General features: G+C 73.1%; 12 protein-coding genes. 10 read left to right on the top strand and 2 right to left on the bottom strand.

The features are described from left to right. Nucleotide 1: 1 nt before the first annotated feature. Nucleotides 2-1,960, bottom strand: coding sequence for a DUF2264 domain-containing protein (locus WFJ36_RS14000; RefSeq protein WP_336643527.1), 1,959 nt, complete (start codon nucleotides 1,958-1,960; stop codon nucleotides 2-4). Next, nucleotides 1,957-2,967 (bottom strand): hydroxyacid dehydrogenase, encoded by a 1,011-nt coding sequence (locus tag WFJ36_RS13995; protein ID WP_336643526.1) that lies wholly within the window; start codon nucleotides 2,965-2,967, stop codon nucleotides 1,957-1,959. The genes WFJ36_RS14000 and WFJ36_RS13995 overlap by 4 nt, the downstream gene beginning before the upstream one ends. A gap of 182 nt (nucleotides 2,968-3,149) precedes the next feature. Here WFJ36_RS13995 and WFJ36_RS13990 point away from each other — a divergent pair, with 182 nt between their 5' ends. The 10 genes from WFJ36_RS13990 to WFJ36_RS13945 all read left to right on the top strand — a co-directional run bounded on the left by WFJ36_RS13990 (nucleotide 3,150) and on the right by WFJ36_RS13945 (nucleotide 14,004). Then, a complete protein-coding gene (locus WFJ36_RS13990) occupies nucleotides 3,150-4,250 on the top strand; it encodes a substrate-binding domain-containing protein (protein ID WP_336643525.1) in 1,101 nt (366 codons plus the stop codon). Nucleotides 4,251-4,352: 102 nt separating this feature from the next. Beyond that, nucleotides 4,353-5,522: a Gfo/Idh/MocA family protein gene (locus WFJ36_RS13985; protein ID WP_336643524.1), complete on the top strand. Its 1,170-nt coding sequence runs from the start codon at nucleotides 4,353-4,355 to the stop codon at nucleotides 5,520-5,522. Beyond that, nucleotides 5,519-6,739 carry a DUF993 family protein gene (locus WFJ36_RS13980; RefSeq protein WP_336643523.1) on the top strand — a complete coding sequence of 407 codons (1,221 nt, stop codon included), beginning with the start codon at nucleotides 5,519-5,521 and terminating at the stop codon, nucleotides 6,737-6,739. The genes WFJ36_RS13985 and WFJ36_RS13980 overlap by 4 nt, the downstream gene beginning before the upstream one ends. After that, nucleotides 6,736-7,653 carry a sugar phosphate isomerase/epimerase family protein gene (locus WFJ36_RS13975; RefSeq protein ID WP_336643522.1) on the top strand — a complete coding sequence of 306 codons (918 nt, stop codon included), beginning with the start codon at nucleotides 6,736-6,738 and terminating at the stop codon, nucleotides 7,651-7,653. The genes WFJ36_RS13980 and WFJ36_RS13975 overlap by 4 nt, the downstream gene beginning before the upstream one ends. 487 nt (nucleotides 7,654-8,140) lie before the next feature. Continuing rightward, a complete protein-coding gene (locus tag WFJ36_RS13970; protein ID WP_292791386.1) occupies nucleotides 8,141-8,905 on the top strand; it encodes a sugar phosphate isomerase/epimerase family protein in 765 nt (254 codons plus the stop codon). Nucleotides 8,906-8,948: 43 nt separating this feature from the next. Next, nucleotides 8,949-10,016: a LacI family DNA-binding transcriptional regulator gene (locus WFJ36_RS13965; RefSeq protein ID WP_336643521.1), complete on the top strand. Its 1,068-nt coding sequence runs from the start codon at nucleotides 8,949-8,951 to the stop codon at nucleotides 10,014-10,016. Then, nucleotides 10,013-11,116 carry a glycerate kinase gene (locus WFJ36_RS13960; protein WP_336643520.1) on the top strand — a complete coding sequence of 368 codons (1,104 nt, stop codon included), beginning with the start codon at nucleotides 10,013-10,015 and terminating at the stop codon, nucleotides 11,114-11,116. Before WFJ36_RS13965 ends, WFJ36_RS13960 begins: the two co-directional genes overlap by 4 nt. 141 nt (nucleotides 11,117-11,257) lie before the next feature. Continuing rightward, complete coding sequence (locus WFJ36_RS13955; RefSeq protein ID WP_025105461.1) at nucleotides 11,258-12,109, top strand: ABC transporter permease; 852 nt, start codon at nucleotides 11,258-11,260, stop codon at nucleotides 12,107-12,109. Between the two features lie 30 nt (nucleotides 12,110-12,139). Then, entirely contained in the window at nucleotides 12,140-13,174 is a 1,035-nt protein-coding gene (locus WFJ36_RS13950) for an ABC transporter substrate-binding protein (protein WP_292791377.1), read from the top strand. Nucleotides 13,175-13,185: 11 nt separating this feature from the next. After that, nucleotides 13,186-14,004, top strand: coding sequence for an ABC transporter ATP-binding protein (locus tag WFJ36_RS13945; RefSeq protein ID WP_060922883.1), 819 nt, complete (start codon nucleotides 13,186-13,188; stop codon nucleotides 14,002-14,004). Nucleotides 14,005-14,070: the final 66 nt, after the last annotated feature.

Here is a 14,070-nt window from a genome sequence, read left to right as displayed (position 1 = left end):
CTCATCCGCGGGGCAGCTGCTCGTCGGGGCGAAAGGTCGTCGCGGCGCCGTCCGGCCACGACACCGTCGCGTCCCCTCCCCGCAGCTCGAGTTCCGGTGGAGCGGGCGAGCCTCCGAGCAGCACGCCCACCGCGATCCAGGTGCCGGGTCGCACCGGCGAGGAGAGCCACGGGGTGACCGTCTCCGGGCCGAGCGGGGTCACGTCCCGCTCCCGCCGGACCCCCGCGGTCGCGTCGTCGAGGCCGTGGAGGCCGACCACCCGACTCTGCGTCTCCCCGCCGGGGGTGAGGGCGGCGGTGACGGCGGCGGGGCCGGTCCCGACCACGGTGGCGGCGGACAGGGCCCATCCGCCGATGCGGAGGACGTCGCCGTCGTGGATCGCTCCGTCCGGCCCTGCGCCCGCCCGTACCCGCACGAGCCGCACCTCCCACGGTCCGCGCACCACCGACACCACATCGACCATCGGGCCGACCGTGGTCTCGACGGCCATGCCGCCTCCGCCGACGTCGAATTCCATGCGGACGCCGTCGTGCCAGTGCGCGGGGCCGCAGGAGCCGCCGAGCGCCGTGCCGTCCGTCTCCCTCAGGCGCCCCGTCAGGAAGCCGGAGCGGTGGCTCGCTCGGCCCCCGCGCACCACGGCGACCGTGCCGTCGAGCGGGTCGCGTGCCCCGGGGCCGGCGAGAACGGGGGCGGTCGCGGTGCTGTACGCGAGCTTCGCGTACAGCGGCGCATCGGGCTGGAACGCACCGGGGATGCGGTGGTCGGTGCCGTGGTTGACCACGCGCACGACGCCGTCCGGGGTGCCCGTCGCCAGCCACCCCGGGGCGAGCAGGACGCGGGTGAACGGGCCCCGATCGATCGGCAGGGGCTGTTCGACGGCGGTCCAGAACGGATGCGCGGCGGGGAGGGCGAGCGGCAGGAGACCCTTCGCCGCCCAGTACGGGGAGCCGGGGCCGGAGTAGTCCTGGGCGAGCGGGCGCCAGGCGCCGTACCAGCCGAGGGGCAGCACTCCGGTCGCATCCGGCGCACCGCGGGCGGCGAAGTGCCGGACCTGACCGCTCACCGCCCGGCGCAGGAGGCCGGGGTCATGCCGCGAGGTGCCGGAGAACGCCGCGGCCCCGGCCGCGGCGGCCGTCGCGAAGCGGTAGGTGAGGCTGCGCCCCTGGATGAGCGGTCCGCCGTCGGCGCCGACGAGATGCAGGGCGTCGTCGAGGAACGCGTCGAGCCGGCGGCGGAACCGGGCGACCCGGTCCGTGTGACGCGGCTCCGCGCCGACCATGTCCGCCCAGAGCAGCGGATAGAAGGACAGCGCCCAGCCGGCGTAGTGGTCGAACGACCGGGCGGCGCCGTCGGCGCTCCAACCGTCCTCGCGTTCGAAGCCGTCGAGGAGTGCGAGGTCGGTCGTGCGATCCGCGGCTGAGTACGGCCCACCGACGCTCTCCAGGAACTGCTCGACGAGCACCCGGAACCACGCCCAGTTGTTCGGCGGGTAGCTGCCGCCGACGAACGTCGCGAGGTAGTCCACGGTGTGGGTCCGGGCCGTGTCGTCGAGGCGCGCCCACACCGTGTCGCGCGTGAGGTGCAGGCTCAGCGCGAGCGCCGCCGCCTCGACCTTCGCCTGGTCGACCTCATCGGGGCGCGGCCACCGTTCGGCACCATCGGGGTCGACGCCCGCAGCGAGGCCTCGGGCGTAGCGGTCGGCCAGCGGCACCGTGCCGGTCGGGTCGCCGGCGATGCGGAACGCGGCCAGCAGGAACGTGCGGCTGAATCCCTCGAGGGCATCGACCGCGGAGCCGAAGCCACCGGCGGCGCCGGGGTAGCGGACGCCCGCGCCCGCCGGGCTCGCGTGACGGGCGGCTCCGTCGAGGATGGCATCGGCGACCGTCGTCAGGTGTGCGCGCGTCCATCCCGTGTGCGGGGAGAGCGCGCGGTCCTCCGCCGGCAGTGCGAGGGACGTCATGCGCTGTGCGCGAGGTCGGCGCGGTGCACGGGGTGTCGAGGCGGACGACCGCCCACCCACGCGTCCAGCTCGTCGAGGGCGGCGTCGGCCAGCCGGTGCGCCTCGGTGCCGAGGGAGCCGGCGAGGTGCGGGGTGACCGCGACGTTCGGCAGGTGCAGCAGCGGGTGGTCGGGCGGAAGCGGCTCCGGGTCGGTGACGTCGAGGATCGCGTCGAGGCGACCGGAGGCGCACTCCGCGAGCAGCGCGTCGTGATCGAGGAGGGCGCCACGCGCGGTGTTGAGCACGGTGGCGCCGTCGCGCAGCGCCGCGAGCTGCGCGCGGCCGATCATCCCCCGCGTCGCGGGCAGGGCCGGTGCGTGCAGGGAGAGCAGGTCGACGGCGGGGAGCAGGGCGTGGAGCGGGACCAGCCGGGCGCCGGCCGCGGCCACCTCCTCGGGGTCGGCGAACGGGTCGGCGACGAGCACCTGCAGTCCGGGAAAGGGCCGCAGCAGTTCGACCACGCGGCGCCCGATGCGGGAGAACCCGACGATGCCCACCGTGCGGTCGAGGTTGCCGATACGGCCCCCGACGCGGGGGCCGGCGCGCAGGTCGTGCTGTGCGTCGGCCGTACGGAGCGGGAGGAGGGCGCGCTTGCCGGAGAGCAGGATCATCGCGAGCGTGTACTCGGCGACGGGGGCCGCGTTGGCCTCGGCGGCCGAGGTGAGCAGGATGTCGCGCTCCCAGAACGCGTCGGACACGAGTCCGCGCACGCTCCCCGCCGCGTGGAAGACGGCGCGCAGCCGGGGCAGACGGTCGAGCAGGTCCGCGTCCAGGACCGGCGCGCCCCAGCCCGTCACCAGCACCTCCACGCGGAGGAGGTCGTCCCGGGCCGCGGCGTCGAGGGAGGGCGTGTGCAGCGCGTCGGCGGGTGCGGCGAGGGTCTGCAGGCGGGCGCGTCGAGCGTCGTCGAACACGAGGTCCCACGCCTCCGTCGACAGCGCGGCGAGGACGGATGGTCGAGGGGTCATGAGTCTCCGCAGTTCTGGGTATGCGCTTGCCGAGGCGCAGGGTTCCAGTGAAGACTGTGCGTTCGAGCGCAGGCAACGTGATCGAACCGAAACCGTCTGCATCGAACAGACTCGAACAACGAAGGCGAGAATCCGATGATCCCCCGCGGCACCCTCGGCGAGCACGCATCGCGGAGGTCGTCATGACCGAGGAGCGTCCCACCCCGCGTTTCGGCCTCTCCCGCCGGGAACGGATCCTGGACGAGCTGCGCCGGACGGGGGCGGTGCGCGTGGCCGATCTCGCCCGCGACTTCGGGGTGGCGGAGCTCACCATCCGCCGCGACATCACCACGCTCGCAGACCGCGGGCTGCTGACCCGGGTGCACGGGGGAGCGGTGCTGCGGAGCGCCCTGGACACGACCGTCGCGCGGGCCGCCCTCCCCGGGCCGCAGTTCCGGATCGGGATGGTGGTGCCGTCGCTGAGCTACTACTGGCCGCAGGTGGTCGTCGGTGCCCGGAGCGCCGGGGTCGAGGCGGGGGTGCAGCTCGTGCTCCGCGGGGCCAGCTACGCCGCGCAGGACCAGCGCCGCCAGATCGCGGCGCTCCTGGAATCCGGGACGGTGCACGGGCTCATCGTGGCCCCCGAGACGCAGGGCGCCGACGGACACGCGCTGCTCTCCTGGCTGGACATGCTCCCTGTGCCGGTCGTGCTCGTGGAGCGCCGGACCCCGTCCGCTCTCGCCCTCACCCGGATGCAGACCGTGGCGACCGACCACGCGTTCGGGGGCGCGCTCGCCGCCGGGCACCTTGCCGCGCTGGGACACCGGCGGGTCGGGATCCTCACCTCACCGCAGTCGCCCACCTCCGCCGGACTGCGGCAGGGCTGGTCGCGGGCGGTCGCCGAGCTCGGGCTCACGGTGACGGTGGACCGCGAAGCGGCGCTGGACCGGATGGAGGGATCGGCGCAGGCGGAGGTGGTCTCGGCGCTGCTCGCCGAGATCCGTGGGACGGAGGCGACGGCGCTGCTCGTGCATTCCGACCCGCAGGCGCTCCTGCTCCAGCAGCATCTGCAGGACGCGGGCTGGCGGCTGCCCGACGACCTCTCGCTCATCGCCTACGACGATGAGGTCGCCGAGCACGGGTCCCCGCCGCTCACCGCGCTGCGGCCGCCCAAGCAGCATGTCGGGCGCCGTGCGGTCGAGCTCCTCCGCGATCGCCTGCGCGAGGGCTCGAACCGGCCGGCGGAGCGCGTGGAGGTGGCTCCCGCGTTGCACGTGCGCGCCAGCACGGTCCCTCCGCGCTAGGGGCGGTTGCGAGGTCGCGCGTCTCATGCCATGATCTCGGAAAGCGCTTACCAAGATTCTCCTGTCAGCGCCGACAGCTTCCACCGAGAGGAACGGACCGAGATGGCACAGGCCCCCACCCGCGAGATCGGGATCATCATGAACGGCGTCTCCGGGCGCATGGGATACCGGCAGCACCTGGTGCGGTCTATCCTCGCGATCCGCGACGAGGGCGGGATCGAACTCCCCGACGGCACGCGCGTGACCGTGCGGCCGATCCTCGTCGGACGCAGCGAGGCCAAGCTCGCCGAACTGGCCGCGAAGCACGGCATCGAGGACTGGACGACCGACCTCGACGCCGCCCTCGCCGACCCGCAGTGGGAGATCTACGCCGACTTCCTCGTCACGAAGGCCCGGGCGTCCGCGATCCGCAAGGCCATAGCCGCCGGCAAGGCGATCTACACCGAGAAGCCCACCGCCGAGTCGCTGGACGAGGCCCTGGAGCTCGCGCGGCTGGCGCACGATGCCGGCGTGAAGACCGGCGTCGTCCACGACAAGCTCTACCTCCCGGGGCTGCAGAAGCTCAAGCGCCTCATCGACTCCGGCTTCTTCGGCCGCATCCTCTCCGTCCGCGGCGAGTTCGGCTACTGGGTGTTCGAGGGCGACTGGCAGCCCGCGCAGCGTCCGAGCTGGAACTACCGCACCGAGGACGGCGGCGGCATCATCACCGACATGTTCCCGCACTGGAACTACGTGCTGGAAAACCTCTTCGGCGAGGTCACGAGCGTCTACGCGCAGGCCGCGGTGCACATCGCCGACCGCTGGGACGAGAAGGGCGAGCACTACACGGCCACAGCCGAGGACGCCGCCTACGGCATCTTCGAGCTCGACGGCGGGGCGATCGCCGAGATCAACTCCTCGTGGACCGTGCGGGTGAACCGCGACGAGCTCGTGGAGTTCCAGGTCGACGGCACGCATGGCTCCGCCGTCGTCGGACTGTTCGGCGCGAAGATCCAGCCCCGCAACGCCACGCCCAAGCCCGTGTGGAACCCCGACCTGGAGGACAGCCACGACTACGACGCCGACTGGCAGCAGGTGCCGACGAACGACGTGTTCCACAACGGCTTCCGGCAGCAGTGGGAGGAGTACCTCACCTCGTTCGTCCTCGGCACCGACTATCCGTTCGACCTGCTCGCCGGCGCGCGCGGGGTCCAGTTCGCCGAGGCCGGACTCGCGTCCAGCGCCGAAGGGCGCAAGATCGTGCTCGAGCCGCTGACCCTGGACCACGCATGACCACCCTCCGCCTGCTCGCCGCCGACGGCCGCACCGCCGAGGCGGAGCTCCGGGAGGCCGGTGCCGTCACACGGCCGGAGGGTCCGCTCCGCAGTCGGGTGGCCTACGCCGCCGCGCACGTCGTGCCGAAGGTGCACGCCGACAACACGCCGGGACGCCCGGCCGACATCGACTGGGACGCCACGCTCGCGTTCCGGCGCAACGTGTACTCGTGGGGACTCGGCGTGGCCGACGCGATGGACACTGCGCAGCGCAACATGGGCCTGGATGCGGCGGCGGTGCGCGAGCTCATCGCCCGCAGCGCCGAGGTCGCCCGCGAGGAGGGCGGGGCAGTCGTCGTCGGGGTCAACACCGATCACGTCGACGACGCACGCATCTCGCTCGATCAGGTGATCGCCGCCTATCTCGAGCAGCTGCACTTCGCCGAGGAGCAGGGGGCGGGGCCGGTGCTCATGGCGTCGCGGCACCTCGCCAGGGTCGCGGAGAGCGCGGACGACTACCGCCGCGTGTACCGCGAGGTGCTGTCCCGCGCATCGGCACCGGTCGTGCTGCACTGGCTCGGCACCGCGTTCGATCCGGAGCTGGCGGGGTACTTCGCGCCCTCGTCCTCCGGGGGGAGCGGCGGTCCCGCGTGGCAGGAGGCCGCCGAGGTGCTGCTCGACATCATCGGCGAGAACCGCGCCGCGGTCGCCGGCGTGAAGATGAGTCTGCTCGACGCGGAGTCCGAGGTCTGGGTGCGCGAGCGGCTGCCGGAGGGGGTGCGCATGTTCACCGGCGACGACTTCCACTACGTGGGCCTTATCGGCGGAGACAGTCTGGCCGACGCGGCCGCGCCCGAGGGGTCCGCGTCGCGCGGGCATTCGGATGCGCTGCTCGGCGCGTTCGCCGCTCTCGCCCCGGTGGCCTCCGCCGCGATCCAGGCGCTCGACGCGGACGACCCCGAGCGGTACCTCGCCCTCCTCGGACCGACCGAGGAGCTGAGCCGGCAGGTGTTCGCGGCGCCGACCTTCTACTACAAGACCGGGGTCGCCTTCCTGTCCTGGCTCAACGGTCATCAGCCGGCGTTCCAGATGGTCGGGGGGCTGCACTCCGCGCGGAGCCTGCCGCACCTCAGCCGCATCGTCGAGCTGGCCAACGGGGCGCTCGCCCTGGAGCGGCCGGAGCTCGCGCGGGAGCGCTGGCACAGCCTGCTCCGGCTGAACGGGGTGGACGCATGACCGCCCCCCGGAGCCTGGCGGCGGAGCGCGAGTCCCGGGCGGCCGGCGTCGGGACCGTGCCGCACCCGCGGCTCTCGATCAACCAGGCCACCGTGAAGCACGCGGACCTCGCGACGGCCCTGCGCGTCACGGCGGCGGCGGGGGTCGAGGCTATCGGTCTGTGGCGGGAGCCCGTGCAGGCGGTGGGACTCGATGTCGCCGCCCGCATGCTCGCCGACTCCGGCCTCCGTTTCACGACCCACTGCCGCGGGGGCTTCTTCACGCTTCCGGCAGGTCCGGAGCGCGACGCCGCGCTCGACGACAACCGCCGGGCGATCGGGGAGGCGGCCACCCTCGCGGCGGCCGGTGCCGAGGGGTCGACGGCTGTCCTGGTGCTCGTCGCCGGCGGTCTTCCCGAGGGGTCGCGCGACCTCGTCGGGGCGCGGGAGCGCGTTCGCGATGCGATCGGCACCCTCGCGGAGGACGCCCGGGCCGCCGGGGTGACCCTCGCGATCGAGCCGCTGCATCCGATGTACGCCTCCGACCGTGCCGTGGTCTCCACCCTCGGTCAGGCGCTCGACATCGCCGCGGACTTCGACCCTGCCGTGGTCGGTGCCGCCGTCGACACGTTCCACATCTGGTGGGACCCGCAGGTGCTCGACCAGATCGCCAGGGCCGGACGCGAGGGCCGCATCGCCACGTATCAGGTGTGCGACTGGAAGACCCCCCTCGCCGCAGACCCCCTCCTCTCCCGGCACTATCCGGGGGACGGGGTGATCGACTTCAGCGCCCTGACCCGCGCCGTGCAGGACACCGGCTACGACCGTGACATCGAGGTGGAGATCTTCCATGCCGACGTGTGGGCCGACGACCCGGCTCGTGTGGTCCGTCGCACGGCCGAGGCCTTCGCGACGGCGGTCGCCCCCCACCTGTGACCCCCGGTCTCGTCCCCACCGAGGTTCCGGATGCACGACCCCGCCACGGATGCACGACCCGTTCCCGGGTGTCGGTCGTCCCGTCGTGCTCAGGTCGTGCATCCGTCCCGGTCTCGGTCGTCGTGTGTCGGATCGACCGGGGGGCACCGGCACGATTCGGGTTCGTCTGCAGGGTCAGACCTGGGTTCCGGTCGTGCAGGCGGGACGAGGTCGTGCAGGTGGGACTCGACGAGGAAGTCCGTACCGTCCCGTTCCCCGGTCTCGGTCGTCGTGTTTCGGACCCACGTCGTGTATTGGCCCACAGGGACACCCGCACGACTCGGGAACGTGTGCGCGGTCAGACCCGGGGTTCGGTCGTGCAGACGGGACGAGGTCGTGCAGACGGACTCGACACGGGGAACGGAAGGGGCCGGGTCGTCCGACCGGGGAGCCCGGGGTGGACGGGCCGGACGGTGCCGGCGGACGGGGGGACTGAGAGGATGACGGGATGACGGGGATCCGTGCGGGGCTGTGCTCGGTGACGTTCCGGGCGCTGCCGCCGGAGAGGATCGTCGGGCTCGCGGCTGCCGCGGGTCTCGACGTGATCGAGTGGGGCGGCGACGTGCATGTGCCGCCGGGAGACGTCTGCCGCGCCGCGGAGGTCGCGCGGATGACCGCGGATGCCGGGCTCGCCGTCGCGTCCTACGGATCGTACTTCCGCGCCGGATCGGAGGAGTCGCTGACCGCGGTCCTCGACAGCGCCGCGGCCCTGGGTGCCCACCGCGTGCGGGTGTGGGCGGGTGCGCACGGCTCGGCGGAGGCGTCGGCGGAGGAGCGCCACCGCATCGTGACCCGGCTCCGCGCGGCCGCGGTCGAGGCGGCCGCCCGGGGCGTCGGGCTCGCCCTGGAGTTCCACGGCGGCACGCTCGCCGACACCGCCCCGGCCACGCTCGAGCTGCTGCAGGAGGTCGACCACCCGATGCTGTCGACGTACTGGCAGCCCACGGTCGGCGCCCCCGTCCCCGTGGCGCTCGAGGAGTTCCGTCGGCTCGGCCCACATGTCTCCGCCGCTCATGTCTTCTCCTGGTGGCCGCGCACCGAGCGCCACCCCCTCCGCTCGCGCTCCGCGCTCTGGACCCGGTTCTTCGCGGACGTCGCCGCCGCCCCGCACCCGCCGCGCGACGCGCTGCTGGAGTTCGTGCCCGACGACGCCCCTGAGCTGCTCGCCGGCGAAGCCGCCGCCCTCCTCGGGTTTCTGGGGCGGCAGCCGTGAGCGCCCCTCGAAGCGGTTCCGGCGCCGTCGGTAGGCTCGGAGCATGACCCCGCCCGTCACTCCGGCAGAGCCGCCGGCCGCGCGCCGCCCCCGTCACGCGCGGGGACCGGCACCCACGCTGCACGACGTCGCACTCGAGGCCGGAGTGTCCCTGGCGACCGCGTCGCGCGTGCTCAACGGTTCCGAACGCAAGGTCGCCGCCCCCTTCCGGGAACGGGTGGAGGCCGCCGCCGCAGCCCTCGGCTACACGGCCAACGTCTCCGCGCAGGCGACCGCCCGCGGACGCTCGCCGGTGATCGCGCTCCTCGTCGCCGACATCGCCGACCCCTACTTCGGTCTCATCGCCTCGGGCGTCGCCCGCGGAGCCGACGAGCAGGGCCTCGTCGTGACCGTGGCCATCACCGAGCGCGATCCGGCGCGGGAGGCCCGGATCGTCCGCGCGCTGCGCGGACAGCGACCGCAGGGCCTCATCCTCGCCGCCTCGCGGACGCAGGAGGAAGGGCAGGCCGAGACCGCCCGCGAGCTCGCCGAGTTCACCCGGCTCGGCGGCCGTGTGGTCGCCTTCGGTGCGGACGGCGACGGCGATCGCCGGGTGGAGATCGACAACCGGGCCGGGGCCGCCGCGCTCGGTCGTCGCATGGCGGCACTCGGCTATCGTTCCGCCGTGCTCGTCGGGGCGGCGGAGGGCGTGCGGACCTCGGACGACCGGCTGGCGGGCTTCCGCGCCGGCTTCGCGGAGGGCGGCGGAGAGGTCGCGCAGACCGTCCGCGGAGACTTCCGTCGGGAGTCCGGGGCGGCGGCGATGACCGAGGCCCTCGCCACCGGTGTCCCCGCGGGCACCGTCGTGTTCGGCATCAGCGACGTCGTGGCGATCGGCGCGATGGCGGCCATCCGCGCAGCAGGCCGTGAGGTCGGCACGGACATCGCGGTCTGCGGCTTCGACGACGTGCCCTCGAGCCGCGACGTCACCCCCGCCCTCACCACGGTCTGCGTGCCGCTGAGCGACGCCGGGTACCAGGCCTTCCGCGCGATCGTCGACGAGGACTGGCAGCAGCCGACGCTCCCCCTCGAGGTGGTCGTCCGAGCGAGCACCCCGGGGCTCGGGGCATGACCCGCGTCGTCATCGCTCCGGACAGCTTCAAGGGCACGATCACCGCGGCCGAGGCGGCCGCGGCACTCGCCGACGGCTGGCGGGAGGTCGAGCCGGCCGCGGACATCGTCCTCCGCCCGATGGCCGACGGCGGGGAGGGGACCGTCGCGGCGTTCGCGACGGCCGTACCGGATGCACAGCGCCTGCCGGTCACGGTGGACGGTCCGGCGGGCGCTCCCGTCGAGACGTCGTGGCTGCTCCTGCCGAGCACGACCGACGCCCCCGGCGGCACGGGCGTCGTCGACATCGCCTCGACCTCGGGCATCGAGCTCCTCGACGGTCTGCGCCCCTGGGAGGCCGACACGACCGGCTTCGGGCAGGCGATCGCCGCAGCCCTCGATCACGGCGTCTCGCGCCTGATCCTCGGCATCGGCTCCAGCGCTTCCACCGACGGCGGCACCGGCATGCTCACCGCTCTCGGGGCACGCTTCCTCGACGCGGACGGTGAGCCGGTGGCGCGGGGCGCGCGTGGTCTGGTGGATATCGTCACGGCCGACCTCGGGGCGCTGCGCACGGCACCCGACGTCCGCGTGCTGACCGACGTCACGAATCCGCTCGTCGGCCCCCGCGGAGCGGCGGCGGTGTTCGGTCCGCAGAAGGGCCTCACGGCACCGGAGGACATCGCCCGTGTCGACGACGCGCTCGCGCACCTCGCCGCCCTCCTTCCCGTCGATCCGGCGCTGCCCGGCGCGGGTGCCGCCGGAGGGACGGGGGCCGCGCTCGTGCGCTGGGGCGGGGTCCTCGCTCCGGGGGCGGCCGAGGTAGCGGCCCTCATCGATCTGGCCGGGGCCGTGCGGGGCGCCGAGGTCGTGATCACCGGCGAGGGATCCTACGACGGACAGTCGGGCGACGGGAAGGTGCCGTCGTTCCTCGCCGCGCTCGCCGCCGAGGCAGGGGCGCGTCCTCTGCTCGCGGCGGGTCGGATCGCGGACGACGCGGATACGAGCCTCTTCGCGGAGGCGATGTCGTTGACCGCGCTGGCGGGGTCGCCGACCGCCGCCCTGACCGACCCCGCACGCTGGCTGCGGGTCGCGGGCGCGGCTCTCGCCCGGACGCGGTGACCGGCCAGGACGCCCCGCCCGAGGGGGCGACGACGGTGCGGCCGCGGCCATGCGTTGACACGGCAGAAGCGTCGGCATAGACTCGCAACACCGAACGGGAATGCGCTTTCCCGAATCCTTCACGAAGATGTCGAGGACCCCATGTCGTCTGCCCCCTCCGCGACCATGACCCTGGCGCTGGCCGCCGATCGTCCCGAGCCTCCGGGCATCGTCCGCTGGTGGAGCCGCCACTGGCACCCGCTCGTCTTCGTGCTCGCGGTGCTCGCGCTCTGGTGGGTCTCCACGAGCCTCGGGTGGGTGCCGGCCTTCATCATCCCGTCGCCTGCCGACACCTGGGCCGCCTTCACCGACAACGCCGCCTACCTTGCGCAGAACACCTGGGTCACCACCTACGAGACCGTGATCGGGTTCGTCATCGCGGTCGTCGTCGGCGTCCTCGTCGCGGTGCTCATGGTCTACTCGCGAGGCCTGGAGCAGACGCTCTATCCCGTCATCCTCTTCGCGCAGGTCATCCCGAAGATCGCCATCGCCCCGCTGTTCGTCGTGTGGCTCGGGTTCGGGGCAGAGCCGAAGATCCTCGTGGCCGTGCTCATGGCGTTCTTCCCTGTCGTCATCTCGGGCCTCGCGGGTCTGCGCACCGTCGACCCGGAGATCCTCCAGCTCGCATCGACCATGGGAGCGAGCCGCTTCAAGACCTTCCTCAAGGTGCGTCTGCCCGCGGCTCTGCCCGAGCTCCTCTCCGGCCTCAAGGTCGCCGCGACGCTCGCGGTCACCGGTGCCGTCGTCGGCGAGTTCGTCGGCGCGAACGAGGGCCTCGGCTACGTGATCCTCCAGGCCAACGGCAACCTCGACACCGCCATGCTCTTCGCCGCGCTCATCATCATGTCGCTGCTCGGCGTCATCCTCTTCGGCATCATCCAGATCGCCGAGCGCTTCCTCATCCCGTGGCACGCCTCCAAGCGCGACGTCGCCGCGGCCACCGTCCGACTCTGACCCCCCTCGCCCCCACGAAAGAAGGCACTGATGAAGAAGTCAGGCACCATCCTCAGCTCGATCGCCCTCGCGTCCGTCGCGGTGCTCGCCCTCTCCGGCTGCGGAGGATCGACGGCCCCGGCGAGCTCCGGCGACGGTGACGGCGCCGAGCTCACGCCGGTCACCCTCATGCTCAACTGGTACCCGTACGGCGAGCACGCGGCCTTCTACTACGGCGTCGACCAGGGCATCTTCGAGGAGCACGGCATCGACCTCACGATCAAGGCCGGCCAGGGGTCGACGAAGACCGCACAGGCCGTCGGGCAGGGGCAGGTCGACTTCGGCTGGGCGGACACCCCGGCCGTCCTCGCGAACATCGACAAGGGCGTCGGCATCAAGAGCGTCGGCGTCTTCCTGCAGACCACGCCGTCGGCCGTGCAGGTCTTCGCCGACTCCGGCATCTCCAGCCCCGAAGACCTCAAGGGCAAGACCATCGCTGTCTCCGCGGGCGACGCCCCGACCACCACCTTCCCGATGTACCTCGAGGCGGTGGGCCTGGAGGAGGGCGATGTGACGCAGCAGAACCTCGACGCCGCGGGGAAGATCGCCGCCATGCTCTCGGGCAAGGTCGACGGCCTCATCGGGTTCGCGCACGACCAGGGCCCGACCATCGCCGACAAGAGCGGCAAGGACGTCGAGTACCTGCGCTACTCCGACGCCGGCCTGAACTTCTTCAGCAACGGCCTGATCGCCCCGACCGACACCATCGAGAACGACCCGGAGCTCGTCGAGGCGCTGGTCGCGGCGACCTCCGAGGCCTTCGCGGCGGCGCAGGAGGACCCCGAGGCGGCGGTGGCCGCGATGGAGGGCAAGGACCCGCAGATGCCCTCGCAGGAGGTCCTGCTGCACCAGTGGGAGGAGACCATCGAGCTGCTCCACACCGACGCCACCGAGGGCCAGGCTCCTGGCGCGAACGCCACCGAGGACTGGGAGTCCACGCTGGAGGTGCTGTCCGAGGCCGGGCTCATCTCGGGCGACGGCGAGGTGGACACCTACTTCGACGACTCGTTCACCCCCGGTAAGTGAGACCGAACGTCATGGACACTCACGTTCAGCAGGAACGCGGACCCGCGGCCACGAGCACCGCTCCGGCGCTCGAGGTCTCGGATCTCGCGATCACCTTCGCCTCCAAGCGCCGCCAGGTCACGGCTCTCGAGGGCGTAGACCTCCGCGTCGAGGAGGGGGAGTTCCTCTCCATCGCCGGGCCCTCGGGATGCGGCAAATCGACGCTCCTGAAGGCCGTGGCGGGCCTCACCGCTCCGAGCCGCGGCAGCATCCGGCTGCGTGGCGACGAGGTCCGCGGTCCGCGGCAGGATATCGGCTACGTGTTCCAGCGGGCGGCGCTTCTGGAATGGCGCAGCGTCCGCGGCAACATCCTCCTGCAGGCCGAGATGCGCGGGATGGACATGCGCAAGGCCCAGGCCCGTGCCGACGAGCTCATCGAGATGACCGGGCTCACCGGCTTCGAGAAGTCGCTGCCGCACGAGCTCTCCGGAGGCATGCAGCAGCGGGTGTCGCTGTGCCGCGCGCTGCTGCACGAGCCGCGGGTGCTGCTCATGGACGAGCCGTTCGGTGCCCTCGACGCCCTCACGCGCGAGCGCATGAACGTCGAGCTCAACCGGATCTGGAGCGCCACCGGCACGACCGTGCTGCTCGTGACCCACTCGGTCGCGGAGGCGGTCTACCTCGCCAGCCGCGTCATCGTGATGGGGCCGCGCCCCGGACGGATCCTGGAGGAGCACCGCGTCGACCTTCCGGCCCGCCGCGGCTACGCCGATGTGCTGGAGACGGAGGAGTTCCACCGCGTCTCCAGCCGCGTCCGCGAGCTCCTCGGCTCCTCCACCGACGCCGACTGACCCCGCCCCGTCCCGCCCCCGTCCCGCCCCGTCCCCCCCCGCCCGCGTGCGGGATCAAAACGGCCC

The sequence above is a fragment of the Microbacterium sp. MMO-113 genome (genome assembly GCF_037148555.1).
Lineage (GTDB): Bacteria > Actinomycetota > Actinomycetes > Actinomycetales > Microbacteriaceae > Microbacterium.
This window is presented reverse-complemented; position numbering and strand designations above follow the sequence as displayed.

Bases quoted from the DNA above. Each gene is read 5' to 3' on its own strand.
- WFJ36_RS14000 (WP_336643527.1), bottom strand. From the start codon at position 1,960: ATGACGTCCCTCGCACTGCCGGCGGAGGACCGCGCGCTCTCCCCGCAC.
- WFJ36_RS13995 (WP_336643526.1), bottom strand. From the start codon at position 2,967: ATGACCCCTCGACCATCCGTCCTCGCCGCGCTGTCGACGGAGGCGTGG.
- WFJ36_RS13990 (WP_336643525.1), top strand. From the start codon at position 3,150: ATGACCGAGGAGCGTCCCACCCCGCGTTTCGGCCTCTCCCGCCGGGAA.
- WFJ36_RS13985 (WP_336643524.1), top strand. From the start codon at position 4,353: ATGGCACAGGCCCCCACCCGCGAGATCGGGATCATCATGAACGGCGTC.
- WFJ36_RS13980 (WP_336643523.1), top strand. From the start codon at position 5,519: ATGACCACCCTCCGCCTGCTCGCCGCCGACGGCCGCACCGCCGAGGCG.
- WFJ36_RS13975 (WP_336643522.1), top strand. From the start codon at position 6,736: ATGACCGCCCCCCGGAGCCTGGCGGCGGAGCGCGAGTCCCGGGCGGCC.
- WFJ36_RS13970 (WP_292791386.1), top strand. From the start codon at position 8,141: ATGACGGGGATCCGTGCGGGGCTGTGCTCGGTGACGTTCCGGGCGCTG.
- WFJ36_RS13965 (WP_336643521.1), top strand. From the start codon at position 8,949: ATGACCCCGCCCGTCACTCCGGCAGAGCCGCCGGCCGCGCGCCGCCCC.
- WFJ36_RS13960 (WP_336643520.1), top strand. From the start codon at position 10,013: ATGACCCGCGTCGTCATCGCTCCGGACAGCTTCAAGGGCACGATCACC.
- WFJ36_RS13955 (WP_025105461.1), top strand. From the start codon at position 11,258: ATGTCGTCTGCCCCCTCCGCGACCATGACCCTGGCGCTGGCCGCCGAT.
- WFJ36_RS13950 (WP_292791377.1), top strand. From the start codon at position 12,140: ATGAAGAAGTCAGGCACCATCCTCAGCTCGATCGCCCTCGCGTCCGTC.
- WFJ36_RS13945 (WP_060922883.1), top strand. From the start codon at position 13,186: ATGGACACTCACGTTCAGCAGGAACGCGGACCCGCGGCCACGAGCACC.